At 69.2% G+C, this 24,101-nt stretch carries 27 protein-coding genes and 1 pseudogene; 15 read left to right on the top strand and 13 right to left on the bottom strand.

Annotated elements, in window-relative coordinates:
* Positions 1 to 29 precede the first annotated feature (29 nt).
* A complete protein-coding gene (locus AC3WRN_RS12800; RefSeq protein ID WP_492623252.1) occupies positions 30 to 1,532 on the bottom strand; it encodes a S10 family peptidase in 1,503 nt (500 codons plus the stop codon).
* Positions 1,533 to 1,615: 83 nt separating this feature from the next.
* Positions 1,616 to 2,059, bottom strand: a complete 444-nt coding sequence (gene trxC, locus AC3WRN_RS12795) for a thioredoxin TrxC (RefSeq protein WP_492623251.1) — start codon at positions 2,057 to 2,059, stop codon at positions 1,616 to 1,618.
* A gap of 87 nt (positions 2,060 to 2,146) precedes the next feature.
* Between trxC and AC3WRN_RS12790 the strand changes: the two genes are divergently transcribed.
* Positions 2,147 to 2,623, top strand: a complete 477-nt coding sequence (locus tag AC3WRN_RS12790; RefSeq protein WP_492623250.1) for a hypothetical protein — start codon at positions 2,147 to 2,149, stop codon at positions 2,621 to 2,623.
* A 31-nt stretch (positions 2,624 to 2,654) separates the two neighbouring features.
* Here the strand turns inward: AC3WRN_RS12790 and msrB are convergent, their stop codons facing one another.
* Both msrB and AC3WRN_RS12780 read right to left on the bottom strand, forming a co-directional pair.
* The gene (gene msrB / locus AC3WRN_RS12785) at positions 2,655 to 3,254 is read right to left on the bottom strand and encodes a peptide-methionine (R)-S-oxide reductase MsrB (protein ID WP_492623249.1); all 600 of its coding nucleotides are present in this window, start codon (positions 3,252 to 3,254) and stop codon (positions 2,655 to 2,657) included.
* A 102-nt stretch (positions 3,255 to 3,356) separates the two neighbouring features.
* Positions 3,357 to 5,078, bottom strand: coding sequence for a cytochrome c biogenesis protein DipZ (locus AC3WRN_RS12780; RefSeq protein WP_492623248.1), 1,722 nt, complete (start codon positions 5,076 to 5,078; stop codon positions 3,357 to 3,359).
* A gap of 219 nt (positions 5,079 to 5,297) precedes the next feature.
* On the opposite strand from AC3WRN_RS12780, the gene AC3WRN_RS12775 reads away from it, so the two are divergent.
* Both AC3WRN_RS12775 and AC3WRN_RS12770 read left to right on the top strand, forming a co-directional pair.
* Positions 5,298 to 5,867: an RNA polymerase sigma factor gene (locus AC3WRN_RS12775; RefSeq protein ID WP_492623247.1), complete on the top strand. Its 570-nt coding sequence runs from the start codon at positions 5,298 to 5,300 to the stop codon at positions 5,865 to 5,867.
* 4 nt (positions 5,868 to 5,871) lie between these two features.
* Positions 5,872 to 6,525 carry an NrsF family protein gene (locus AC3WRN_RS12770; protein WP_492623268.1) on the top strand — a complete coding sequence of 218 codons (654 nt, stop codon included), beginning with the start codon at positions 5,872 to 5,874 and terminating at the stop codon, positions 6,523 to 6,525.
* A 101-nt stretch (positions 6,526 to 6,626) separates the two neighbouring features.
* Here AC3WRN_RS12770 and AC3WRN_RS12765 read toward each other — a convergent pair whose 3' ends face one another.
* Complete coding sequence (locus AC3WRN_RS12765; RefSeq protein ID WP_492623246.1) at positions 6,627 to 7,109, bottom strand: YajQ family cyclic di-GMP-binding protein; 483 nt, start codon at positions 7,107 to 7,109, stop codon at positions 6,627 to 6,629.
* An 89-nt stretch (positions 7,110 to 7,198) separates the two neighbouring features.
* Between AC3WRN_RS12765 and AC3WRN_RS12760 the strand changes: the two genes are divergently transcribed.
* Both AC3WRN_RS12760 and AC3WRN_RS12755 read left to right on the top strand, forming a co-directional pair.
* Positions 7,199 to 8,377 (top strand): BaiN/RdsA family NAD(P)/FAD-dependent oxidoreductase, encoded by a 1,179-nt coding sequence (locus tag AC3WRN_RS12760; protein ID WP_492623245.1) that lies wholly within the window; start codon positions 7,199 to 7,201, stop codon positions 8,375 to 8,377.
* Positions 8,378 to 8,431: 54 nt separating this feature from the next.
* Positions 8,432 to 9,346, top strand: coding sequence for an NAD(P)-dependent oxidoreductase (locus AC3WRN_RS12755; RefSeq protein WP_255373123.1), 915 nt, complete (start codon positions 8,432 to 8,434; stop codon positions 9,344 to 9,346).
* A 27-nt stretch (positions 9,347 to 9,373) separates the two neighbouring features.
* Here AC3WRN_RS12755 and AC3WRN_RS12750 read toward each other — a convergent pair whose 3' ends face one another.
* Positions 9,374 to 10,261 carry a PhzF family phenazine biosynthesis protein gene (locus AC3WRN_RS12750; RefSeq protein WP_492623244.1) on the bottom strand — a complete coding sequence of 296 codons (888 nt, stop codon included), beginning with the start codon at positions 10,259 to 10,261 and terminating at the stop codon, positions 9,374 to 9,376.
* A 185-nt stretch (positions 10,262 to 10,446) separates the two neighbouring features.
* Between AC3WRN_RS12750 and AC3WRN_RS12745 the strand changes: the two genes are divergently transcribed.
* The 5 genes and pseudogenes from AC3WRN_RS12745 (at position 10,447) to AC3WRN_RS12725 (ending at position 13,479) form a co-directional block, all read left to right on the top strand.
* Complete coding sequence (locus tag AC3WRN_RS12745; RefSeq protein WP_492623243.1) at positions 10,447 to 11,058, top strand: rhomboid family intramembrane serine protease; 612 nt, start codon at positions 10,447 to 10,449, stop codon at positions 11,056 to 11,058.
* Between the two features lie 86 nt (positions 11,059 to 11,144).
* Positions 11,145 to 11,495 (top strand): annotated as a pseudogene (locus tag AC3WRN_RS12740) (histone H1-like repetitive region-containing protein); the annotation flags it as partial.
* 9 nt (positions 11,496 to 11,504) lie between these two features.
* Positions 11,505 to 11,804 (top strand): hypothetical protein, encoded by a 300-nt coding sequence (locus tag AC3WRN_RS12735; RefSeq protein WP_492623269.1) that lies wholly within the window; start codon positions 11,505 to 11,507, stop codon positions 11,802 to 11,804.
* 139 nt (positions 11,805 to 11,943) lie between these two features.
* Positions 11,944 to 12,369, top strand: coding sequence for a hypothetical protein (locus AC3WRN_RS12730; RefSeq protein WP_492623242.1), 426 nt, complete (start codon positions 11,944 to 11,946; stop codon positions 12,367 to 12,369).
* An 81-nt stretch (positions 12,370 to 12,450) separates the two neighbouring features.
* Positions 12,451 to 13,479, top strand: a complete 1,029-nt coding sequence (locus AC3WRN_RS12725) for an aminopeptidase (protein ID WP_492623267.1) — start codon at positions 12,451 to 12,453, stop codon at positions 13,477 to 13,479.
* A 31-nt stretch (positions 13,480 to 13,510) separates the two neighbouring features.
* On the opposite strand, the gene AC3WRN_RS12720 is transcribed toward AC3WRN_RS12725, so the two are convergent.
* Complete coding sequence (locus AC3WRN_RS12720) at positions 13,511 to 14,317, bottom strand: cytochrome c (protein ID WP_492623241.1); 807 nt, start codon at positions 14,315 to 14,317, stop codon at positions 13,511 to 13,513.
* Between the two features lie 342 nt (positions 14,318 to 14,659).
* On the opposite strand from AC3WRN_RS12720, the gene pncB reads away from it, so the two are divergent.
* Positions 14,660 to 15,844, top strand: coding sequence for a nicotinate phosphoribosyltransferase (gene pncB / locus AC3WRN_RS12715; protein WP_492623240.1), 1,185 nt, complete (start codon positions 14,660 to 14,662; stop codon positions 15,842 to 15,844).
* Between the two features lie 145 nt (positions 15,845 to 15,989).
* Here the strand turns inward: pncB and AC3WRN_RS12710 are convergent, their stop codons facing one another.
* From AC3WRN_RS12710 to AC3WRN_RS12700, 3 genes are all read right to left on the bottom strand, one after another.
* On the bottom strand, positions 15,990 to 16,784 hold the full coding sequence (locus tag AC3WRN_RS12710; protein ID WP_492623239.1) for a MetQ/NlpA family ABC transporter substrate-binding protein: 795 nt from the start codon (positions 16,782 to 16,784) through the stop codon (positions 15,990 to 15,992).
* A gap of 227 nt (positions 16,785 to 17,011) precedes the next feature.
* Positions 17,012 to 17,689, bottom strand: a complete 678-nt coding sequence (locus tag AC3WRN_RS12705; RefSeq protein WP_492623238.1) for a methionine ABC transporter permease — start codon at positions 17,687 to 17,689, stop codon at positions 17,012 to 17,014.
* Positions 17,686 to 18,696, bottom strand: coding sequence for a methionine ABC transporter ATP-binding protein (locus AC3WRN_RS12700; RefSeq protein WP_068096883.1), 1,011 nt, complete (start codon positions 18,694 to 18,696; stop codon positions 17,686 to 17,688). The genes AC3WRN_RS12705 and AC3WRN_RS12700 overlap by 4 nt, the downstream gene beginning before the upstream one ends.
* A 99-nt stretch (positions 18,697 to 18,795) precedes the next feature.
* On the opposite strand from AC3WRN_RS12700, the gene AC3WRN_RS12695 reads away from it, so the two are divergent.
* Complete coding sequence (locus tag AC3WRN_RS12695) at positions 18,796 to 19,281, top strand: glutathione peroxidase (protein ID WP_068096880.1); 486 nt, start codon at positions 18,796 to 18,798, stop codon at positions 19,279 to 19,281.
* Between the two features lie 121 nt (positions 19,282 to 19,402).
* On the top strand, positions 19,403 to 19,885 hold the full coding sequence (locus AC3WRN_RS12690; protein ID WP_492623237.1) for an FKBP-type peptidyl-prolyl cis-trans isomerase: 483 nt from the start codon (positions 19,403 to 19,405) through the stop codon (positions 19,883 to 19,885).
* A gap of 75 nt (positions 19,886 to 19,960) precedes the next feature.
* On the opposite strand, the gene AC3WRN_RS12685 is transcribed toward AC3WRN_RS12690, so the two are convergent.
* Positions 19,961 to 21,058, bottom strand: coding sequence for a phospholipase A (locus AC3WRN_RS12685; protein WP_492623236.1), 1,098 nt, complete (start codon positions 21,056 to 21,058; stop codon positions 19,961 to 19,963).
* A gap of 115 nt (positions 21,059 to 21,173) precedes the next feature.
* Positions 21,174 to 21,563: a hypothetical protein gene (locus tag AC3WRN_RS12680; protein WP_492623235.1), complete on the bottom strand. Its 390-nt coding sequence runs from the start codon at positions 21,561 to 21,563 to the stop codon at positions 21,174 to 21,176.
* A 175-nt stretch (positions 21,564 to 21,738) separates the two neighbouring features.
* On the opposite strand from AC3WRN_RS12680, the gene AC3WRN_RS12675 reads away from it, so the two are divergent.
* Positions 21,739 to 22,971, top strand: a complete 1,233-nt coding sequence (locus tag AC3WRN_RS12675) for a winged helix-turn-helix domain-containing protein (RefSeq protein ID WP_492623234.1) — start codon at positions 21,739 to 21,741, stop codon at positions 22,969 to 22,971.
* Positions 22,972 to 22,984: 13 nt separating this feature from the next.
* On the opposite strand, the gene AC3WRN_RS12670 is transcribed toward AC3WRN_RS12675, so the two are convergent.
* Positions 22,985 to 23,458 carry a hypothetical protein gene (locus AC3WRN_RS12670; protein WP_492623233.1) on the bottom strand — a complete coding sequence of 158 codons (474 nt, stop codon included), beginning with the start codon at positions 23,456 to 23,458 and terminating at the stop codon, positions 22,985 to 22,987.
* 345 nt (positions 23,459 to 23,803) lie between these two features.
* Here AC3WRN_RS12670 and AC3WRN_RS12665 point away from each other — a divergent pair, with 345 nt between their 5' ends.
* Positions 23,804 to 24,013, top strand: a complete 210-nt coding sequence (locus tag AC3WRN_RS12665; RefSeq protein ID WP_068096865.1) for a cold-shock protein — start codon at positions 23,804 to 23,806, stop codon at positions 24,011 to 24,013.
* Positions 24,014 to 24,101: the final 88 nt, after the last annotated feature.

Here is a 24,101-nt window from a genome sequence, read left to right as displayed (position 1 = left end):
GATGCCGGCCCAGCATGCAGGCGAAGAAGTCACTTCACGCCGTACAGCGCCTTCACATCGCGGGTCAGCGTCGCCTGGCTGTCCGCACGCGCGTAGAACATGTGGCCGCCGGGATAGTTCTTCACCTGCACGCGGGTGGGGTCGCCCATCGGCGGCATCTGGTCGACGATCAGCACCGAGGCCATGAACGGGCAGGACAGGTCGTCCCAGCCATGCGCGATCAGCACGCGCAGGCCCGGGTCGTTGGCGACCGCCTCGCGCAGTTGCGACACCGAACCCTTGCTGGCGTCCTCGTCCTGGTGCCACAGCTTGTTCACCTCGTAGCTGAGCGCGTTGTAGCGGCCATCGTATTTCCAGCCCACCACGCGGGTGACGAAGTCGACCATCGCGCTGGTGGTCGGCGCGATGATGCCGTTGAGGATCGGGTCGCCGGTCTGCTGGTGCGGCGCGTAGGGGAACGGATCCCAGGCGGTGACGTTGGAATCGTAGCGGCTGCCCAGCTTGCCCTCGGCGCGGTACACCTCGCGCAGGTAGGCCTGGGTTTCGAGGCGGCCGCCGGAGCGCTTCACGAACAGCGGATCGAGCCCGGTCAGCTCGGTGACCTTCTTCACCACGCGGTCGGTGGCCTGCGGATCGGAGCGGCCGCGCAGCAGGTCGCTGGCGTATTCGCCGCGGGTGTATTCGACGATCGGCGCCATCGCCTCGGCGCTGAGCTTGTGCTCGCGCTCTAGGTGCGCGGCGGCGATCGAGGGCAGGGTGAGCATCCATGGCAGCGGCGACACGTTGCCGTCTTCGAAGGCGGCCGGGTCGAGGTAGGGCGACAGCAGCACCGCGCCGCTCATCGCCACGCCGAGCCGGGTCTGCAGGTACTCGGTGATGCGCGGGCCGCGGAAGCCGCCGTAGCTCTCGCCGACCAAGTACTTGCGCGAGGTCATGCGGCCGTTCTTGACCAGCCAGTCGTAGACGATGCGCGACAGGTACTTGATGTCGCTGTCGGTGCTGTAGAACTGCTTGGTGGCTTCCTTGTCGTCCACCAGCGCACGGCTGAAGCCGGTGCCCACCGGGTCGATGAACACCAGGTCGGTGAAACCCAGCCAGGTGCCGGGGTTGTCGCGCAAGGTCGCCGGGTCGGACGGGTTGTCGCCCTCGACGCCGAAATTCACCTTCTTCGGCCCGATCGCGCCGAGGTTGAGGTACACCGACGAGGCGCCCGGGCCGCCGTTCAGCGCGAACGTCACCGGCCGGTCCTTGCCGGCGATGGTGTAGGCGGTGAACACCACCTCGCCGATGACCGTGCCCTTCTCGTCGCGCACCGGCAGCGAGCCCACTGTGGCGGTGTACTTGAGCGTCTTGCCGTCCACCACGGCCGATTGCGCCACATGCGCATCGGCCGGCAGCGGCGGCAGGTGGAAGCCGTTGCCGCCGGCTGCGTCCGCCGCCGGTTTGGGAGTGTCGGCCGCGTGGGCTGGGGCGGCGTTGGAACCGGCCAGCACGAAGGCGGCCAGCAGGACGGATTGCAGGGACTTGCGCACGGTTTTTCCTCGCTGGCGAAAGCGCCAAGCCTAACCTGCCGTCGCGTCGGCGGGAGTATGCCCAACGGCAGGGGGCGCCCCGATCAGCCGCGCGCCAGCGCGCTCTCGACGAACTGCTGCAGCTGCGCCGCGTTCAGCGCGCCGGACTGCCGCGCGATCTCACGGCCCTGCTTGAACAGGATCAGGGTGGGGATGCTGCGGATGTTGAAGCGCTGGGCCAGTTGCGGCTGCGCCTCGGTATCGAGCTTGGCCAGCCGCAGGCGCGGTTCGAACTTGCCGGCGGCCTGCACGAACACCGGCGCGAAGCCGACGCACGGCCCGCACCACGGTGCCCAGAAATCCACCAGCACCGGCAGGTCGCCGCGGCCGGCGATCGCGTCGAAGTTCGCTGTGGTGAGTTCCACCGGATGTCCCTCGAACAGCGCCTGCTTGCAGCGGCCGCAGTTCGGGTGCTCGTCCACCCGTTCGGCCGGCACGCGGTTCAGCGCGCCGCAATGCGGACACGGGATGGCCAGTGGTGTACTCATGGCAGACTCACTCCGATAACGGTCAGGCGCCGGGCGCCAACGCCGACAAGATGGCGACGACCACCTCCGAATCCAAGCCGGGCCGACATGCCGCGACATCCCGACTCATCCGCTTCACGCTGGCCGCGGCGTGGCCTGCTCGCGCTGGGCATGCTGTGGGCGCTGCCGAACAGCCTACTCGGCCTGCTGCTGGGTCTGGCCGGCCTGGCTTTCGGCGCGCGGCTGCGCTGGCAGCCGCGCGAGCTGGCGCTGGTGGTGCGGCGCTGGCCGTGGGGGCGCGGCGGGGCGCTGACCCTGGGCAACGTGATCGTGCACACCGGCGAGCGCCTGGACGTGCCGTGCCTCACCTATGCGCATCGCGCCGGCCATGACATCGAACCGCCGGTGTCGCTGGCCGACCACGAACGCGCGCATGTCTACCAGTACATGCTGCTGGGCCCGCTGTTCCTGCCGCTGTACCTGCTGTGCGGCGGGATCAGCGGGCGCAATCCGTTCGAGCGGGCAGCCGACCGCTACGCGCGCTCGGGGCGCGGCTGGTGGCCGTGGCTGCAGGAAGGCCGATAAGCCGCTCCCGCGATCAGGCTGCCGTTTGTGCTCAGGCGCGGCGCGGCACGAAACGCAGCGCCACCGAGTTCATGCAGTAGCGCAGGCCGGTCGGCCGCGGGCCGTCGTCGAAGACGTGGCCGAGGTGGCTGTCGCAGCCGGCGCAGCTGATCGCGGTGCGCACCCAGCCGTAGCTGTGGTCGCTGCGCTCGACCACGTTGCGCGCGGCGATGGGCTGCCAGAAGCTGGGCCAGCCGGTGCCGGAGTCGAACTCGGTGGCGGCGTCGTACAGCGCGGTGGCACAGGCCATGCAGCGGAACAGGCCGGGCACGGCAGGCCGCTCGTGCTCGCCGCTGAACGCGCGCTCGGTGTCTTCGTGGCGCATCACCTCGTACGCCGCCGGCGACAGCCGCTGCCGCCATTGCGCGTCGCTCAGCACCAGCTTCGCCACCTTGCGCGCGCCGAGGTCGCGGCCGGCGTCGTCGAAGATTTCCAGCAACACCTCGCCCGGCGTGCCGACCGGCGTGTTCGCCGCCGCATGCAATCGCGGCAGCAGCAGGCCGCCGCCGACGGCCAGCAATGCACCGCCGCCGAGTGCGGCGCGCAGGAAGCGGCGGCGATCCATCGCGAGGGTTTCATCGATGCGGGACATGGCAGCCTCCGTGGATGCTCTTTTGTGTAGGAGCCCGCTTGCGGGCGATGCTTTTCCGCGAGCACGGAGGCATCGCCCGCAAGCGGGCTCCTACGTGTCGCTTCAGCCGAACGTGAAGGCGTAGGCCCGCACGCCGGGGTCGAGGAAGGTGATCTCGAACAGCCGCTCGCCGCTGCCGTGGGCCTGGCGCACCAGCTGGTACAGCCGCTGGCTGGTGACCGCGCCATTGCCGGCGGCGTCGGTGTCCATGCCGTGGTTGGCGCCGGGTGGCTGGCCGTCGATGCTGACGCGGTAGCGGATCGGCTTGCCGTCGCCGGCGGGGCCCAGCACCAGGTGCAGGTCACGGCCGCGGAAGCGGTAGACGATGCGGCCGCCGGCCTGCGCCAGCTGCGCGTTCTCGTCGTGCACGGTCCAGCGGCCGTCGAGCGACCACTGGTCGGCAGCGAGCGAGGCGGGTGCGTGATAATCCCGCGCCTCGTCGTGCGCCACCCGGCCGCCGACGAAGTTCATCGCACGGGCGTAGCCGACGTAGGTTTCCGGCGAACGGGTGGGATCGTTCGACGCGGCCGCTTCGACGCCGCGACGGTCGTCGCTGACGTAGCCGCCGGGCAGGTTCTGCTGACCGGCTTCGGCCAGCAGCCGGCGGATCACGTCCTCGCTTTCCCGGTACTCGCCTTCGCCGAAATGATGATGGCGGATCTGTCCCTGCGCGTCGATGAAGTAGTGCGCCGGCCAGTACTCGTTGTTGAAGCCTTTCCAGATCGCGTAGTCGTTGTCCAGCGCGACCGGGTAGTCGACGCCCAGGTCCTTCACCGCCTTGGCGACGTTGGCCGGATCCTTCTCGAACGCGAACTCCGGCGCGTGCACGCCGATCACCACCAGGCCGTGATCCTTGTACTTGTCGGCCCAGCCGCGCACGTAGGGCAGCGAGCGGAGGCAGTTGATGCAGGAGTAGGTCCAGAAATCGACCAGCACCACCTTGCCGCGCAGCGCTTCGGTGGTCAGCGGCGGACTGTTCAGCCATTGCGTGGCACCGGCCAGCGACGGGAACGTGCCTTCCACCGGCAGCGGCTCGCCGGCCTTCGGCGCCGGTTGCGGCGCCGGGGCCGGGCGCACGGCGTTGATCAGCTTCTGCTCGATGCCGCCGGTGCTGGCCAGCGAGACGCGGGTGAGCAGGCCGGTATCCAGCCCCAGCGCGATCGCGGCCACGCCGCACAGCACCAGTGCGCCGAGCGCGCGGCGCACCCACTCGCCGGCGCCGAGCGAGCGCTTCATCAGCGCGAACACCTTGCCGCCGATCAGCAGCGCCAGGCCCAGCGAGGTGGCCGCGCCGGCGGCGTAGGTGAGCAGCAGCAGGGTGGTCTGCACGCTGGCGCCGTTCAGTGCCGCGCCGGTCAGCAGCAGGCCGAGGATCGGCCCCGCGCAGGGCGCCCACAGCAGGCCGGTGGCCACGCCGAGGCCGGCCGCGCCCCAGACCGAATCGCCACCGCCGGCCGAGCGCTGCGACAGCCGGTTGCCCAGCGCCACGAACGGGCGGGTGATCCATTCGGCCAACCGGGTCGACAACAGGGTCAGGCCGAGGAAGGCCAGCACCAGCATCGCCACCCAGCGGCCGTACTGGTTCGCATGCACCGCCCAGCCGCCGCCCAATGCGGCCAGCGTGGCGACCACGGCAAAGGTGATCGCCATGCCCAGCAGCATCGGCAGGCCGTTGCGCATGAACGGACGGTCGGAGCGGGCGAACACGAACGGCAGCACCGGCAGGATGCACGGGCTGAGGATGGTCAGTACGCCGCCGAGGTAGGCGAGGATCAACACGAGCATGGGAGGCATCCGCGGGAGGTTGCTGGTTATTCGCCGGCGCGTCGACGGCGGTTACCTGCAGGTACGGAGTAACGCCGGGGCCGGATGCAGCGAATACCCCACAGGCATTCCGCCGTTGGAGCCCGCATGCCGCAAGCCTTGACCGCCACCGCCTGCATGGGTCTAGATAGTGGACTTTCCCTGCGGGCGAGTCCCGACCCCGTGCCAGCCGATGTCGCCATGGTGAACGGCAGCGAATCGCCCGACCGGCGCCGGGCGGCGTGGATGGCGGCTGCGCAGGCCGGCGACCGGCGTGCCTACGAGAAGCTGCTGGGCGATTCGGTGGCGCTGATCCGGGCCACCGCGCGGCGCCAGGGCGTGGCGCCGGATGGCCTGGACGACGTGGTGCAGGAAACCCTGATCACCGTGCACCGGGTGCGCCACACCTACGACCCGGCCCGTTCGTACGACGCGTGGCTGACCGCGATCGCCAGCCGTCGCGTGATCGACGCGCTGCGCAGCCGCGGCCGTCGCGACAGCCGCGAACTGCACGACGACTTCGCGCTCGACCAGCATCCGGATGTCGACGACGCCAGCGCCGCTGCCGAGAGCGGCCAGCGCGCGCAGCGCCTGCACGAGGCGATCGCCGAACTGCCGCCGGGCCAGCGCGAGGCGGTGGAACAGCTGGGCCTGCGCGAGCGCTCGTTGAGCGAGGCGGCCGAGCTGACCGGGCGCAACGCCGGCGCGCTGAAAGTGAACCTGCACCGCGCACTGAAGGCGCTGCGCGAACGTTTCCATGGAGAACCCTGACGTGATGCCCGACCCGTCCTCCCATGAGGCACTGATCGGCCGCCTCGGCACCGGGCTGGTGCCGGTGCGGCGGCTGCCGCCGCCATGGCTGCGCACCGCCGGCTGGCTGCTGCTGGTGCTGGCGCTCGCGACCGGGTTGCTGGCGCACTACGGCGCGGGCCCGATGCTGCGGCGCTGGGCCGCCACGCCCGACCTGGCCTGGGCCGGCATCGGTGCGGCGGTCACCGCGGTTACCGCCGCGTGGGCCGCGTTCGCGCTGGGCGTGCCGGGGCGGCGTGCGGCGTGGGCGTGGCTGCCGCTGCCCGGTGCCTTGCTGTGGATCGGCGCCAGCGGCCTGGGCTGCCTGCGCACGTGGATCGCGCCGGGCACCGAGATCGCCGGCATGCACCAGAGCGCCGATTGCCTGCTCTTCATCATCGGCTTCTCGGTGCCGCTGTCCGCGCTGCTGATCGTGCTGCTGCGCCGCGCCTGCCCGCTGCGGCCGGTGCTCACCGCGGTGCTGATCGGCCTGGCCAGCGCGGCCGCTTCGGCCAGCCTGCTGGAGATCTGCCACGCGTTTGATTCCGCCGCCACCGACCTGCTGACGCATGCGCTGGCGGTGATCGTGGTAGTGGCGGTCAACGCGGCGATGGGCGGCCGGCTGCTGTCGAAGGCATGAGCCTGCCTGTGTAGGAGCGCACCCTGTGCGCGATGCTCTTCGTCACGCTGCGAGAAAGGCATCGCGCACAGGGTGCGCTCCTACAGTGGCAATGGGGGAATTCAGTCGCGGAAGTTGTCGAACTGCAGCGGCAGCTCGACGTCCGACTTGCGCAGCACCGCCATCGCCGCCTGCAGGTCGTCGCGCTTCTTGCCGCTGACGCGCAGCTTGTCGCCGTTGATCTGCGCCTCGACCTTGAGCTTGGCCGCCTTCAGCTCGGCCACCAGCTTCTTCGCGACCGGCTGCTCGATGCCCTGCTTCACGGTGATCTTCTGGCGCGAGCCGCCCAGGTTGGTTTCGGGCTCGCCCACGTCGAGCGCGCGGATGTCGATCTTCCGCGCGGTCAGCCGGCCGCGCAGGATGTCCAGCATCTGCTGCAGCTGGAATTCGCTGGGCGCGCTCTGGGTGATCACGCCGTCGTCCAGCACGTACTTCGCGTCCACGCCCTTGAAGTCGAAGCGCGTGGTCAGTTCGCGGTTGGCCTGGTCGATCGCATTGGTCAGTTCGTGCTTGTCGACTTCGGAGATCACGTCAAAGGAAGGCATGGCGGCGGCTCGCGGGAAACAGGCACAAAGTGTAAGCCATGCGGCTGGGCGATAATGCGCGACCTGTGGCGGCGCGAGGATGCCGGTTCGTGAAAGTGGACGTGTTGATCATCGGCGCCGGCGCCGCCGGCCTGATGTGCGCGATCGCCGCAGGCCAGCGCGGCCGCCGCGTGCTGGTGGTCGACCATGCCAACAAGGTCGGCAAGAAGATCCTGATGTCCGGCGGCGGCCGCTGCAATTTCACCAACATGGGCGCCACGCCGGCGAACTACCTGTCGGCCAACCCGCATTTCGCCAAGTCCGCGCTGGCGCGCTACACGCCGTGGGATTTCGTCGCGCTGGTGGAGAAGCACCGCATCGCGTATCACGAAAAGGAGCTGGGCCAGCTGTTCTGCGACGACTCGTCGAAGCAGATCGTGCGCATGCTGCTGGACGAATGCGCCGCCGCCGGCGTCACCGTGGAGGCGGATTGCGGCGTGCAGCGCGTGCGCAAGACGCCGGAAGGCTTCGGCGTGCACACCGCGCGCGGCGAGGTGCACGCCGAGTCGCTGGTGGTCGCCTCGGGCGGCCTGTCGATCCCCAGCATGGGCGCCAGTGGTTTCGGCTATGAACTGGCGCGCCAGTTCGGCCACGCCGTGCTGCCCACGCGCGCCGGGCTGGTGCCGCTGACCCTGAGCGGCAAGCACCAGGAGCATTACCAGGGCCTCGCCGGCGTGGCGCTGCCTACGGTGGAGACGCGCGTGGGTAGGCAGGGCTTCCGTGCTGGCCTGCTGTTCACCCACCGCGGCATCAGCGGTCCGGCGATCCTGCAGATTTCCTCGTACTGGCAACCCGGGGATGACTTGCGCATCGACCTGCTGCCGGACCGGGACGCCGGCGCGCACCTGGTCGAACAGCGCGCGGCGCGGCCGCTGGCGGAACTGAAGACCGTGCTCGGCGATGTGTTGCCGAAACGGCTGGCGCAGCGCCTGTGCGAGCAATGGCTCGAGAGCCGCCCGATGCGCCAGTACCGCGACGCCGAACTCGGGCAGATCGGCACGCGGCTCAACGCGTGGCCGATCACCGCCAGCGGCACCGAAGGCTATCGCACTGCCGAAGTCACCCTGGGCGGCGTCGATACCGACGGGCTGTCCTCCAGCACGATGCAATCGAAGCTGGTGCCGGGGCTGTACTTCATCGGCGAGGTGGTCGACGTCACCGGCTGGCTGGGCGGCTACAACTTCCAGTGGGCGTGGGCCTCGGGGCAGGCGGCCGGGCAGGCGGTGTGAGGCCGCCCGCGCACGGCGGATTTCGCGCGGATTGAATATCCCGCGTGCTTCACTGTGCGCCGGCTTCGGCACGAGGACACCCGCATGAAAGTCGGATTCATCGGTCTCGGCGCGATGGGCGGCGCGATGGCCAGCAACCTGCTGGCGGCCGGCCACACGTTGACGGTGTGGAATCGTTCCGTCGCGGCCACCGAGCCGCTGGCCTCGCTGGGGGCCAGGGTGGCGCGCAGCGCCGACCGCGCCGCGCAGGGCGAGGTGCTGTGCAGCATGCTGGCGAACGACCAGGCGGTGCGCGAGGTGTTCCTCGACGGCGGCCTGCTCGATGCGATGGATCGCGGCACCGTGCACGTCAACCACGCCACGATCTCGGTGGCGCTGGCGCAGGAGCTGGCCGCGGAGCACGAGAAGCGTGGGCTGGAATACGTCGCCGCGCCGGTATTCGGCCGCCCGGACGTGGCGGCCGCGGCGAAGTTGAATATCGTCGTGGCCGGCAAGCCGGCCGCGGTCGAGCGGGTGCGCTCCTTGCTGGAGGCGATGGGCAGCCGGCTGTGGCCGCTGGGCGAGGCGCCGGAGCGCGCCAACGTAGTGAAGATCGCGGGCAATTTCATGCTGGCCAGCGCGATCGAGAGCATGGCGGAAGCGAGCGCCTTGACCCGGGCCTACGGCGTCGGTGCCGCGGAGTTCCTCGACGTGATGACGAACACCCTGTTCGCCGCGCCGGCCTACCAGGGCTACGGGAAATTGATCGCCGAGCAGCGTTTCAAGCCGGCCGGGTTCGCCTTGCCGCTGGGTTTCAAGGACGTGGGGCTGGCGCTGGCGGCCGGCGAGGCTGGGCGGGTGCCGCTGCCGTTCGCCGGAGTGTTGCGCGACGCCATGCTGGAGGCCCTGGCGGCCGGCGATGCCGAGATGGACTGGTCCGCGCTGGCGCTGGTCGCCGCGCGCCGGGCGCACCTTGACGAACGCGGCTAGGCTGGTGCCGCGTTTTCGCGGCAGCGCTCAGCCTTCGCGCGGGTTCCAGTCCAGCGCGCCGTCGATCACCGCGTGGCTGCGCCCGCCGACCCAGATCGCGTCGCCGTCGATGTGCACGATCAGTTGCGCGTCGTGGCCGATCTCGCGGCCCTGGCTGACCTTGTAGCCGCGGGCCAGCGTGCCGTGCGGTTCGGCGTGGGCGATGTAGGCGGCGATCAGGCCGTTGGCGGCGCCGGAGGCGGGATCCTCGACGATGCCCACGCCCGCCGGGAACGCGCGCACCACCAGCTGGTAGTCGGGGTGGCCGCTTCGCGCGAACGCGCACAGGCCCATGCTGTCGCTGGCCTGCGCCAGCGCGGCGATGGCTGCGTGGTCGGGTTGCCACGCGCGCAAGCCGGCTTCGTCCGCCACCTCGGCCAGCCACCAGCGGCGGCCGCCGTCGACCAGTGCCGGCGGCAGCGCGCCCAGCTGGATGCCGGCCAGCGTGGTCGCCAGCAGCGGATGGGCGTCGCGGCCGGTGTCCAGTACGCGCTCGCCCGGCGACTGCAGCAGCAGTTCGCGGTCGGCGCCGCTGCCCACGATGCGGATCGGCAGCACGCCGGCGCCGCATTCCTGCCACAGCAGGCCGTCGCGCGGCGCGGCCAGGCCGCATTCGAGCGCGGCGTGCGCGCTGCCGATGCTGGGGTGGCCGGCGAATGGGATCTCCTTGTGCGGGGTGAAGATGCGCACGCGGTAGCTGGCCCGCGGATCGGCCGGCGGCAGCAGGAAGGTGGTCTCGACCAGCGCCGTCCAGCGCGCGAAGCGCTGCATCGCCGCGGTGCTCCAGCCGTCGGCGCCGATCACCACGCCCAAGTGGTTGCCGCCGCCCGGGGTGGCGGCAAAGACGTCCAGATGCAGGTAGCGAAGCGAGGCCATGGGATCCGTCGGGCGGCCGGCGGCCGCATGAAACGGCGCATGATAGCCGCCTGCCACCGCCCGCGGCAGTGATTTTTCGTCATATCCATGCGGTCGCGCGGGCATGAGCGGCCGCACCGGGAAGTCGACAAGCCGCGGCGGTGACGCCAAGATGCCCGCCTTTGCTGCCCGACGCGGAACTGCCCATGCCGATCACCCTGGTCATCATCGCCATCACCTGCATCGTCTCGTTCATGGCGTTCAACAACAGCCGCCTGATGAACGACCTGATCCTGTGGCCGCCGGCGATTGCCCGCCAGCGTGAATACCATCGCCTGGTGACCTACGGCGTGGTGCATGCAGATTTCGGGCACCTGCTGTTCAACATGATCACGCTGTTCTTCTTCGGCCGGGTGATGGAAGGCTTCTTCACCGCGCGGCTGGGCACGCTCGGCTTCGCGCTGTTCTACATCGGCGGCCTGGTGGTCTCGATCCTGCCGACCTACCTGAAGAACCGCGGCAACCCGAACTACCGCAGCCTCGGTGCCTCGGGCGCGGTGTCGGCGGTGCTGTTCGCCTTCATCCTGCTGGCGCCGTGGTCGCGCATCGTCGTGCTGGTGATCCCGATGCCGGCGATCGTCTACGCGGTGCTGTACACCGGCTACTCGATCTACATGGACCGGCGCGGCCAGGGCAACGTCAACCACAGCGCGCACCTGTGGGGCGCGGCGTACGGCGTGGTATTCACCCTGTTGGCGGAGCCGCGGGTGCTGCCGCATTTCCTCGATGCGCTGGCACATCCCGGCTTCCGCGGATGAACGGTTACCGCGCTGCGCCATGCCCGTCGTAGCCGGGGCGCGCATACTGGGGATGGTTGCATCGATCACCGCAGGAGAATGAGCGCATGGCTATGACCCGCAAGTCGGCCGCGAAGCAGTCCGCGGCAAAGAAAGCGTCCACCGCAAAAAAGACGGCGAGGAAGACCGCACCACGCAAGGCGGCAACGAAGAAGGTCGCGGCAAGGAAGGCGGCGACGAAGAAGCCTGCGGCGAAGAAGCAGGCGGTGAAGAAGGCCGCGCCAAGGAAGACCGCGCCAAGGAAGACCGCAGCGAAAAAGCTTGCGGCGAAAAAGGTCGCGGGCCGGAAAGCGGCCGCGAAGAAGGTCGTTGCGAGAAAGGCGGCCGTCCGCAAACCGGCGGCTCGGAAAGCCGTCGCCAGTCCGCAGGTGCGCAAGCCGGCCGCGGCAAAGGCAGCGAAGAAGTCCATGGCAAAGCCCGCCGCCAAGCCGGCGATCGTGGCGAGGAGGCCGGTTGCGCCCGAGCCTGTGCCGCAGGAGGCACCGCTCCAGTACATCAGCCAGGAGGATGCGGTAGCGAAGATCCAGGCGTTGCTGGAGGCCAAGCAGGAACGTGCCAGGCAGGGGCCGGGCTGGCCGGGCGCGAATCTGCCGCTGCCGGTTTCCGGCGGCGCCGACCTGCACCCGCCGCTGTCGACGGAAGCCGGTGGCACCGATGGACGCGTGCTGGCAGCCCAGCGTGGCGAGCAGGGCAAGCGCAAGGGCTGATGGGCGGCTTTCCCGGATCGCCCGCCCGGCGGGACATGGCTGGCGGGTAAATGCCGCCCGGCCCGGCGCCGCAAACTCAGTACGCGTTCAAGCTGCGCGCCCTAACGTGGCATCGTCACTCCTCAGAGGGAGGCAGATCATGAAACGCCTGCTGGCCAGTCTTGCCCTGATCGCCGCCACCGCGGCGCTCTCGGGCTGCTATTACGACCCGGGTTACAGCTATGTGCGCGGCTCCGGCTATGTCGGCGACGCCTACTATGGCGACGGCGGAAGCGCCTATGTCGTGGCGCCGGGATACTACGATAACGACTATTACGGCGGTTACTACGGCAACGGCTATTACGGCTGCTGCTACGCACCCGGCGTCAGCGTGGGTGTCAGCAGCGTGTGGTACGGCGGCTCGCGCTATCGCCACGATGGCTACCGCGACGGCGACCGCGATTATCGCGGTCACGCCGGCCAGTGGCAGGGCCGCCGCGATGGCGGCTACCGGGACCGCGACGACCACGACGATGACCGCAACAACCACCGCGGGCACGACCGCGACCGCGATGATCAGCGCTGAGGCATGAGGCACCGCGGGGGGATGCCCCGGTTCCGATGGCCGTCGCACCGCCGCTTCCCGAGGCTCATCGTCATCGTGGCGATGGGCCTTTTGCTGTGCTCCTGCGGCAGCCTGCGCTACTACGCACAGGCCGTGCGCGGGCAGGGCGAGCTGATCGTCCATCGGCGCGCGGTCAGGACGTTGCTGCGCGATCCGGCCACCGATCCGCAGCTCGCCGCGCGCCTGCAACGTGCGCAACTGGCGCGCCGGTTCGCCTCGCAACAGCTCGGCTTGCCGGACAACCGCAGCTATACCGGCTACGTGGTGCTGGACCGGCCGTACGTGGTGTGGAACGTGTTCGCGGCACCGCGCTATTCGGTGGAGGCGGTGCCGCAGTGCTTTCCGGTTGCCGGCTGCGTGGCCTATCGCGGCTGGTTCGGGGAAGCCGATGCGAAGGCCGATGCGGCGCGTCTGCAGGCGCGCGGCGATGACGTGTGGATCGGCGGCGTGCCGGCGTATTCCACGCTGGGCTGGTTCGCCGACCCGATCCTGTCGAGCATGCTGCGCTGGGACGACGACGAGCTGGACGGCACGATCTTCCACGAGCTGGCGCACCAGCTGGTCTATGTGAAGGGTGACACCGCGTTCAACGAGTCCTTTGCGACCTTCGTGCAGACCGAGGGCCTGCGCGAATGGCGCCAGTCGCGCGGCCTGCCGCCGGGCGACGGCAAGGCGCAGGCGATGGGCGACGGCTTCACCCGGCTGGTGCTGGACCTGCGCGCGCGCCTGAAAACCCTGTACGCCGGCGGCGCGGACGCAGCGTCGATGGAGGCCGGCAAGCAGCGCGAGATAGCGGCATTCCGCGTCCGCTACGCCCAGTGGCGCGATCGGGACTGGCCGGGCGAACACCGCTACGACGCCTGGGTCGCCCGGCCCATCAACAACGCGCGGCTGCTGCCGTTCGGCCTGTACGACCGCTGGACGCCGGCGTTCGCCGCGATGTTCCGCGATGCCGGGCGCCGTTGGCCGGCGTTCTACGCCAGCGTGCGCGAGCTGGCGCGGAAGCCGCAGGCGCAGCGCGAACAGGCGTTGCGGCAATGGTGTGCGGGCAACTGTTCCGACGGGAACTGAAGGGCCGACGGGCCGCAGCTGAACCCGTGCATCAGCGCCCCGGCTTCCGCCCCGCCATGTGCCGCAGGTAGGCCAGCACGGCGTCGAGGTCGGCCTCGGACAGCGCCTGCGCGTCGAAGCCCGGCATCTTCGCCTGCGGCCATTGCCGCAGGGACTGCGGATCGCGGATGAACGCGCGCAGCAGGTCGGCGCGCAGGTACTCGGTGGGGTTGTACGGTAGGTTCAGGTCCGGGCCGAGCTTCGCGTCGCCCTGGCCGTTGAGCGTGTGGCATGCAAGGCAGGTGCGCTGGAATACGGCGAAGCCGTGCCGTACCTCGCTGCCCGGCGGCAGCGAGGGAGCGGGCAGCATCGCTGGGAAGCGTTCGGCCACGCCGGCCAGCCGGCGGATGCTCGCCAGCTGGTACGGCCATTGTTCCGGGCCGACGTGTGCGGCCTGCGGCCGCGTCCACACCACGTAGAACGGCCCGGCGCTGCCGTGTCCGGGCAAGGCGGGCCACGGCCGGGCCGGGTCCTCGATCGCCAGCCACGCCTCGCTGCCCAGCTTGTTCAACAGCAGCGCGGCAGGTATCTCGGCGGCAAAGCCGTCGGCGGCGACGAACTGCAGGTGGTCGCCTGCCGCGATGCCTTCGAGCAGGGCGGCCAGCGGCACGGCGCGGTAGCGCGTCGGGTGGTGGAACGCGACATCCGCCGGCACGTCGATCGTGCGTGCGTCGCCTCGCCTGAGCAAGGTCCCGGTCCGATAGGTCGCGACGCCGTGGCCGAGGTCGATCCTCAGCTCGGCCGCCGCCGCGGGCCGGGCCAGGCACAGCGCGATCAGGCACAGGACGATCAGCTTCATGGCGGGTTCCGGCAGGAGGTGGCGAGATGGCACGTGACGATGCCCGCAGCGGGGCGTCCAGGCAAGCCTGTCGGAAAGCTGAACAAGTCCCCGCATGCACGTTGAACTCACGCCCGGGTGGCCACACTAAGTACGCGTATCGCCGTGACGGCGACAAGAAGTGGTGCAGACCATCGCATCACTGAGGGGTCGGCATTTCCTCCCCTGGATGCCACCTGACAAACCCCATCAGTCCTCCCCTGGCTGATGGGGTTTCTTTTTGCGCGAAGCCGGCGGCGCAGCTCGCGTGGAACGCGCCCGGACGTGGATAATGGCCCACTTCCGTTCGCGCCTGGGCGACTGATGATCATCGATTCGCTGCTCGACACCGACCTGTACAAGTTCTCGATGATGCAGGTGGTGCTGCACCAGTATCCCGCCGCCCAGGTCGAGTACCGCTTCAAGTGCCGCACTCCGGATATCGACCTGGTGCCGTGCCTCGACGAGATCCGTGCCGAGCTGAAGGCGCTGTGCCGGTTGCGTTTCGCGGCGGACGAACTGGACTACCTGCGCGGCTGGCGCTTCATCAAGAGCGATTTCGTCGATTTCCTCGGGCTGTTCCAGCTCAACGAGAAGTACGTGGAGATCGCGCCGGCCGAGGCCGGCAACGGCGAGATCGAGATCCGCATCCGCGGGCCGTGGCTGCACACGATCCTGTTCGAGGTGCCGCTGCTGGCGATCGTCAACGAGGTGTACTTCCGCCGTACCAGTGGCGGCCTCGACCTTGCCGAGGGGCGCCGGCGGCTGCAGGCGAAGATCGGGATGCTGCGCGACACGCCCGGCTATGCCGACTGCAAGGTGGCCGACTACGGCACGCGCCGGCGCTACTCGCGGGTGTGGCAGGAGGAGGTGGTGACCACCCTGCGCGATGGCCTGGGCGAGCAACTGGCCGGCACCAGCAACGTGTGGCTGGCGTGCAAGCTGGGGCTGACGCCGCTGGGTACGCTGGCGCACGAGTACCTGCAGGCGCACCAGGCGCTGGGTCCGCGCCTGCGCGATTCGCAGGTGGCGGCGCTGGAGGCGTGGGCGAAGGAATACCGCGGCGACCTCGGCATCGCGCTGTCGGACGTCTACGGGCTCGACGCGTTCCTGCGCGACTTCGACATGTACTTCTGCAAGTTGTTCGACGGCACCCGCCACGACTCCGGCGATCCGTTCGCCTGGGGCGAGAAGGTGCTGGCGCACTACGGCGCGAACCGGGTCGATCCGCGCAGCAAGGTGCTGGTGTTCAGCGACGGGCTGGACATCCCCAAGGTGATGCAGCTGTATGCGCACTTCCGCGGCCGTTGCCAGCTGGCGTTCGGCGTGGGCACCAACCTCACCAACGACATGGGGCCGGCGCCCCTCAACATCGTGATCAAGATGATCCGCTGCAACGGCCAGCCGGTGGCCAAGCTGAGCGACTCGCCGGGCAAGAACATGTGCGAGGACGAGGCTTACGTGGCGTATCTGCGGCAGGTGTTCCAGATTCCCGCGACGCAGGGGTGACTGTATAGCGGCAGCCTTTGGCTCCTCCCCCTGCAGGCAGGGGGAGGTTGGGTGGGGGTTGCTCGGGCTGGCGGGGAAGAGCAGATCAAGAGCGAACCCCTCCCCAGCCCTCCCCTGCAAGCAGGGGAGGGAGCGCAGCGCGTCGTCAGAACGCTGGCAGCACGGCGCCGTGGTAGTTCTGCTCGATGAACGCCTTGATCGCCGGGCTGGTCAGCGCCTTGGCCAGCTTCTGCACGCGCGGGTCGTCCTGGTTGTCGGGGCGGCCGACCAGGTAGTTCACGTACGGCGAGTCCTTGTCCTCGATCAGCAACGCATCCCTGGTCGGATTCAGGCCGGCGGCCAGGGCGTAGTTGGTGTTGATCAGGGACAGGTCCACCTCGTCCAGCGTGCGCGGCAGCATCGCCGCCTCCAGCTCGCGGAACTTCAGGTGTTTCGGGTTCGCGGTGATGTCCTTCAGCGTGGACATCTGGTCGGTCGGGTCCTTCAGCGTGATCAGGCCGTGCTTCGCCAGCAGCAACAGCGCACGGCTGTTGTTGCTGGGGTCGTTCGGCAGCGTCACGCTAGCGCCGTCGGGCAGCTGGTCGATGTTCTTGTATTTCTTCGAGTACGCGCCGAACGGCTCGATGTGCACGCCGGTGATGATGACGAGGCGGGTGCCGCGCTCGCGGTTGAACGCGTCCAGGTAGGGCTTGGTCTGGAAGTAGTTCAGGTCGATGGCCTTCTCGGCCACCTGGGTGTTCGGTTGCACGTAGTCGGCGAACACCTTGACCTGAAGCTCCACGCCTTCCTTCGCCAGGATGGGCTTCACCTGTTTGAGGATTTCCGCGTGCGGCACCGCGGTAGCGGCCACGGTGAGCACGTTGTCGCCCTGCTTGCCGGAACCGGAACAACCGGCAAGCATCAGCAGGGTCAGGGCGAGGGAGGCAAGCAGCAGTCTCATGGCATATCCACTTGTGCGGCGCACAATGATAGGCCGTCTATACGGCCAAACGCAAACCTGGGACAGGTACGGCTTGCAGCGCGTCACGATTTCGGCGCGGCATAGCCGGCCAGCAGGAGCAGGGCCAGGATGGCAGCGATGGCGGCGAGCAGCAATCTCATGGCGTTGATTCTCATGGGCGGCCAACGAAGGTAGGCCGCCCGCGCCGCCGGGCGCAAATGACCAAATCAGCGTCGCTTATAACGCGCCACGATGCGGTCGCCGACCATCTGCAGCGCCTGCACCAGCGCGATCAGCAGCAGCACGGTGACCAGCATGTAGTCGGACTTGTAGCTGAGGTAGCCGTAGCGGTAGGCCAGGTCGCCGAGCCCGCCGGAGCCGATCGCGCCGCCCATCGCGGTGTAGCCGACCAGGGCGATCGCGGTGACCGTGATGCCGGCGAGCAGGCCGCCGCGGGCTTCCGGCAGCAGCACGTGGCGCACGATCTGCCACAGGCTGGCGCCCATCGCCTGGCTGGCCTCGATCACGCCCTGCTGCACCTCGCGCAGCGCGGTCTCCACCAGTCGCGCGAAGAACGGCGCGGCGCCGATCACCAGCGGCGGGATCGCGCCGCGGATGCCCAGCTTGGTGCCGACCAGGGCATAGGTGACCGGCATCAGCACGATCATCAGGATGATGAACGGCACCGAGCGCAGGATGTTCACCAGCAGCGAGCTGACCGCGTACAGCTTCGGCATCGGGCGCAACTGGCCCTTGCCGGTGAGGTACAGCAGCACGCCCAGCGGCAGGCCGATCAGCACGGTGAGCAGCAGCGAGCCGCCGAGCATCAGCAGGGTGTCGATGCAGGCGCGGCCGATCTCGCCCCAGTCGTCGATGTTCGGGAAGAGTTTCTGCAGCGGGTTCATCGGTGCAGCTCCTCGATCTCGATGCCGGCCTCGCGCAGCGCGGCCAGCGCGGCGTCCACCCGTTCGCCCTGCATCGCCAGGGTGAGCTGGCCGTAGGGCAGGTCCTTGATGCGGTCGATGCGTCCGGCGAGGAGGTTGAACTCCACGCCGGTCTCGCGCGTCACGCGGCCCAGGGCCGGCGTCAGCGTGGCGTCGCCGCGGAAGCTCAGCCGCAGGAGGCGCCCGGGCACCCGGGCGAACGGCGCCAGCTCGCTGGCCGCCTCCTCGGGCAGCGCCTCGTTGACGAAGCGTTTGGTGGTGGGGTGCTGCGGATGCAGGAACACGTCGGCGACCGCGCCACGCTCCACGATCGCGCCCGCGTCGAGCACCGCCACCCGATCGCATACGCGGCGCACCACGTCCATCTCGTGGGTGATCAGCACGATGGTGAGTTTCAGCTCGCGGTTGATCTCGGCCAGCAGTTCCAGCACCGAGGCGGTGGTCTGCGGGTCGAGCGCACTGGTGGCCTCGTCGCACAGCAGGATCGTGGGCCGGTTGGCCAGCGCGCGGGCGATGCCGACGCGCTGCTTCTGGCCGCCGGAAAGCTGCGACGGGTACTTGTCGGCGTGCGCGCTCAACCCCACCCGCGCCAGCAGTTCGTCGACGCGTGCGCGCAATGCGCCGGCGTCGCGTTCGCCGGCCAGCCGCAGCGGAAACGCCACGTTGTCCGCCACCGTCTGCGAGGAGAGCAGGTTGAAATGCTGGAAGATCATGCCGATCCGTCGCCGCTGCGCGCGCAGCGCCGGTTCGGCCAGCGCGGTCATCTCGGTGTCGCCCACGAAGATGCGCCCGCCGCTGGGGCGTTCGAGCAGGTTGATCAGCCGTATCAGCGTCGACTTGCCGGCGCCGGACAGGCCGATGATGCCGAACACCTCGCCGTCGGCGACGTCGAGGCTGAACGGCTGCAGCGCGGGGATGTCCCTGCCGTCGACGCGGTAGGACTTGTGGACATCGACGAAGCGGATCACGGCGGGCCTGGCCTGCGGGTGGGTGGGCCATTCTATGCCACGTGCCGTGGCGGCGATGGCGTATGCTGGCGGATGAACCTGTCGAGACGGAGCCTTCCCATGTCCAGCGTGTATGACTTCACCGTCCGCGATATCGACGGCAACCCGCGCTCGCTCGCCGAATGGCGCGGCAAGACCCTGCTGATCGTCAACGTCGCCTCCAAGTGCGGCTTCACCCCGCAATACCGGGGGCTGGAGGCGCTGTGGCAGGACCAGCGGGACCGGGGCCTGGTGGTGCTGGGCTTCCCGTGCGACCAGTTCGGCCACCAGGAGCCCGGCGACGAGGCCGAGATCAGGACCTTCTGCAGCACCCAGTACGACGTGACCTTCCCGCTGTTCGCCAAGATCGAGGTGAACGGCGAGCACGCCGATCCGCTGTACAAGTGGCTGAAGAGCGAGGGCAAGGGCATCCTCGGCAGCGAGTCGATCAAGTGGAACTTCACCAAGTTCCTGGTCGACGCGGACGGCCAGGTGGTGAAGCGCTACGCCTCCACCGACACGCCGGAGAAGATCGGTCGGGACACGCTGGCCCGGTTGGGCGGCTGAGGGCGGCACGGCGGGCGGGAGGTGGGCCGGCCATGTTCCGGCGCACCGGCGCAGTTCTGCTACCCTTGCCCGCCCTTGTCGGCGCCAGGCCGGCGGACCAGACCCCCTTCGCGAGAACGCCATGCAGATTGCCCAGAACTCCGTTGCCGCCTTCCATTACACGCTGACCGACGACGAAGGCCAGGTCATCGACAGCTCCGAGGGCCGCGAACCGCTGACCTACCTGCACGGCAGCGGCCACATCGTGCCGGGCCTGGAGAAGCAGATGGAAGGCCGTTCCTCCGGCGACAGGTTTACTGCCGACGTGGCGCCGGAGGAAGGCTATGGCGTGCATCACGCCGAGCTGATGCAGGAAGTGCCGCGTGCGGCGTTCCAGGGCGTCGAGGACATCCAGCCCGGCATGCAGTTCCAGGGCAACGGCCCGCAGGGGCAGATCAACGTCACGGTCACCAAGGTCGAGAACGACGTGGTGTTCATCGACGCCAACCACCCGCTGGCCGGCAAGACCCTGCACTTCGCCATCGAGGTGACCGGCGTGCGCGACGCCACCGCGGAAGAGCTGGCGCACGGCCACGTGCACGGCGCCGGCGGCCATCACCACTGATCGCCGGCGCGGCCGCGCCGCGCCGGATGCGCGAAGGCCCGGTGCCTGCACCGGGCCTTCGTCGTTACGGCCTGCTCAGTACCAGTCGAGCAGCGACACGCCCAGGCCGAGGTAGCTGGCGTTGTGGTTGTAGTCGATCAGGCTTTCGCCGTAGCCCTTGAACACCTCCATGTAACCACGCAGGTTGCCGGCCACCGGGAAGCTCCAGCTGAAGCGCGCCGAGCCATGGCTGCGGCTGCCGCCGCGCAGGGAGTGGCGCAGCAGCATGCCGAACTCCTGGCCGCGCCATTCGCGCACGATCTGCACCTCGCCGCGGCCCATGTAATCGCTGATGTCGGGGTTGTCGTTGGTGCGGCGCGATTCGGGGACGTGCCACCACGGGCTGAGCATCACGGTCCAGTCGTCGCGCTCGAAGCCCACGTTGGCGATCACCCGGTTCCAGCTGCGCGACAGCGGATTGCTGCGGCCGTTCGACTGGTGGTTGAAGCCGATGCCGAGCAGGCGCCCGTCCCAGCCGAGCACCTGGTAGTGGGTATCGAAGACCAGCGTGGCCTCGGGTTCGTAGTTGGTCTCGCGGAACGGCCGCGACAGCTTCGCGTTGTAGACCTGCCAGCGCGAAGACTGGGTGTAACCCACCCACAGGTCGCCGGCATCGCCGAACACGCCCTGCCACACCTTGGTCTTCAGGCTGAGCTGGAACTTCATCTCGGCGTTGTCCAGCTGTTCGCCCGGCGCCGGCACGGTGTTGTCCGGGTTCGGGCTGTGCGGCCGGCTGTTCTGGTTGCTGGTGGCGAACACCGGCAGCACGTACACCGGCTTGTAGCCGCGGATGTTGAAGGTGCCGAGCTTGCTTTCCGGCGACAGCTCCCAGCGGCTGTCGAGCAGCGACAGCGGACGGGCCACCTCGTTGTTGGTTTCCACGGCGGTGGCCGGGGCCTTCGCGCGGTCGCGGGCGAAGATACCCGGCGTGGCGGTTTCCGGGTTCACCCGCTTCTGCGCCACCGGCAGGTTGACCCGCCCGGTCGCATGGTCGTAGCAGGCCAGTCGCTGCGCGTCGTTTTCGATCGCGGTGCAGGCACGGATGTCGGTGGGGTCCGGATTCTGCGCGTGCAGGAGGGTACTAGTCGAACCGATGCACAGCACCGTGGCCACGACTGCAATCGATCGCATCATGCAAGAACGTTCCGGGCAGGGCGGTACGCCAGTCTAGCGGAGCGGCTTGCGGTGACGGTGATTGCCGTGTGAAACGCCGGCCGCATCCGCAGCCGGCGTTTCGCGGGGGAGGAACCTACTCGTTCGAGAGCCAGCGCGCGTATTCGCTCTTGCTGATGCGGCCGTCGCGGTTGTGGTCGGCGTGGATGAAGTCGTTGACCAGCAGCGGGTAGGCCGCGGCCTGTTGCTCGGTGATGTATTTGCCGCCGCCGGACAATTGCTCGAAGCTCGGCGCAGGCCCCGCGGGCGGGGGCGGCGGCATGCTCGAATGCACCACCAGCTCGCCGGCCGGCGTGTTCATGGTGGCCGTTTCGGCATGGCCATTCGGCGGCGGGCTGGTCGTGCCGGCGGGCGGCGGCGATACCGAGGCGGCGGGCGACGGCGCCTGCTGGGCGAGCAGACTGCCGGCGGACAGCAGGGCGCCGGCGGCGAACGTGATCAACAATGGCTTGCGGAATTTCATCATCAGTACTCCATGCCAGAATGTCGGCGGCTCGTGCGGATGTCCGCATGGCAGCGGATTTCCGTTGCGGCCGATCCAGGTTCACGCTAGCAGGGGTTTTGTAAATGCCGACTCAAGATCGGTGGCATGAATTCGTGAAGAAGATGTTTCGTTCGGCGCCGCTTCAGGTGAGCCGCGCGTGCTGAGCCCGGGGCAGGCGCGTGCGTTGCAGCTGTCGGCGCAGGGCCTGTTGCAACCTTTGCGCCGGCAGCCGCGGCGCGGCGACGTGGTGGCGGCGATCGAGCGCATGCGCCTGCTGCAGATCGACACCATCCACGTGGTGGCGCGCAGCCCCTACCTGGTGCTGCACTCGCGCCTGGGCGACTACCCGGCGGCGTGGCTGGACGAGGCGCTGGCGCAGGGCCGGCTGGCCGAGTGCTGGGCGCACGAGGCCTGCTTCGTCGGCGCCGCCGACATCGCCTGGCATCGCGGCACGCATGGCCACCGCAGCCACCATTGGGCGTACCGCAACGCGGCGCGGATGCACCGCGAGCAACGCGCCGACATGGAGGCGCTGCTGCAGGGCATCCGTGCCTCCGGTCCGGTGCGCGCGGCGGATTTCGTGCGCAGCGACGGCGTCGCCAAGCCGGGCTGGTGGGAGTGGAAGCCGGAGAAGCGCTGGCTGGAGGCGTGGTTCGCGCTGGGCGAGCTGATGGTGGCGCGGCGCGAGAATTTCCAGCGTGTCTACGACCTGGCCGGAAACGTGCTGGCCCGGCTCGACCCGCCGTTCGACCCGGCCGTGGCGCCCACCGCGGCGGAACTGCGCCGGCGCTTCATCGTCGACAGCGTGCGCGCGCTGGGAGTGACCCAGGCCGGCTGGATCGCCGACTACTTCCGCCTGAGGCCGAAGGTCAGCGAGCGCGAGCTGGCGCCGCTCGTGGCCGGCGGCGAACTGCTGGCGGTGCCGGTGCGGGGCTGGAATGTTCCGGGCTACGTGCACCGCGACCACGCCGAAGCGCTGGACAAGGCGCTGGCCGGCCGCCTGCGCGCCACGCACACCGCGCTGCTGTCGCCGTTCGATCCGCTGGTGTGGGACCGGGCGCGGGCGCTGGCGATGTTCGGCTTCGAGTACACCATCGAATGCTACACGCCGGCGCCGAAGCGCCGCTACGGCTACTACGTGTTGCCGATCCTGCATCGCGGCCGCCTGGTCGGGCGGCTCGACGCGAAGGCCCATCGCGGCATGGGGGTGTTCGAGGTCAAGGCCCTGTTCCTGGAAGCGGGGGTGGCGCCGGAGCCTTCGCTGGTGCAGGCCGTGGCCAAGGCGATCGCCGATACCGCGCGCTGGCACGGTACCCCGGAAATCCAGCTGGGCCGCGCCGAGCCGGCGGCACTGGCCCGGCCGTTGCGCGCCGCGCTGAAACGCGCGTGAGGCCCGCTGGCCGCTACGGCGTGCTGCTGGCCGGTGCCGGACTTTCCGCGCACGACTTGCCGTGCAGCGCCTCGCGCAGCTGGCTGGCCAGCGAATTGCAGCGCGTGGCCAGCTGCGGGCGGATGTCCGGATCCTGCGAATCGCGCAACAGGCTGGTGCGCATCGCCTCGTAGCGGGACTGCAGCTGGCCCGGTGCATAGATCGCCGCCGCGCGATGGCAGGCCAGGTAGCTGGACAGGTAGTCGTCGCAGGCGGGGATGCCGGTCTGTTCAGGCAGCTTGGCCTCGGCGGCGCGGCTGCCGCTGGCCGCGGCGTGTTTCCGGTGCGTCGTGCCGGCAGTACTCGTGCCGGTCTTGGTGGTCGTGGCGGCGCTGGTCGCAGTCGTCGTGGTTGACGTGGTCGTCTTGGCGGCCTCGTGTTGGGCGCAGCCGGCCAGCAGGCCGCCGGCCATGATGGCGGCGAGGGTCAGGCGGGACAGGGTGGACATGGTCGGCTCTCCTCGGCAGGGCGACCGTTGCCGGCGCGCCGAAGCCGCCGGAACGGTTGCAGATCGGGTGACTTGCCGCCACTAGACAGTGTCGCAGGTCAAGAAAACCTGAATTTGCCACCGGGTGGACCAAAAAACGATGGCTCTGCTCCATTCCGTTCAGCCCTGCAGTGCCGTTATGATCCGCCCACTGTGTTTGCCGGGGTCAGCAGAGTTTGTGACCCGATGCCGCCGATCCGCGATCTGCCACATCGTTCACCCCAGGGTTGTTTCCTTGCACACCAGTTGAGTCGGCCACTGCCATGGCAGTGGGCCGAGCCCATAAACCTGTGGAGTGGTCAATCTATGTCTGATCGTCAGATCGGTACCGTCAAGTGGTTCAACGATGCCAAGGGCTTCGGTTTCATCGCCCGCGACAATGGTCCGGACGTTTTCGTGCATTTCCGCGCCATCACCGGCAGCGGCTTCAAGAGCCTGCAGGAAGGCCAGCAGGTCTCCTTCAAGGTGGTGCAGGGCCAGAAGGGCCTCCAGGCCGAGGAAGTGACCCCGGCCTGATCCCGGGTTCATGTAGGGGAAACCGGGTAGCCATGCCCGGTTTTCCCTGCCCGGATTATGTCCGCGACAACCGGCTTGACAAATCACT

Source organism: Rhodanobacter sp. FW101-FHT13A11, assembly GCF_058790335.1.
Note: the sequence above shows the minus strand (reverse complement) of the source record. Positions and strands in the feature narration are given on the sequence as shown.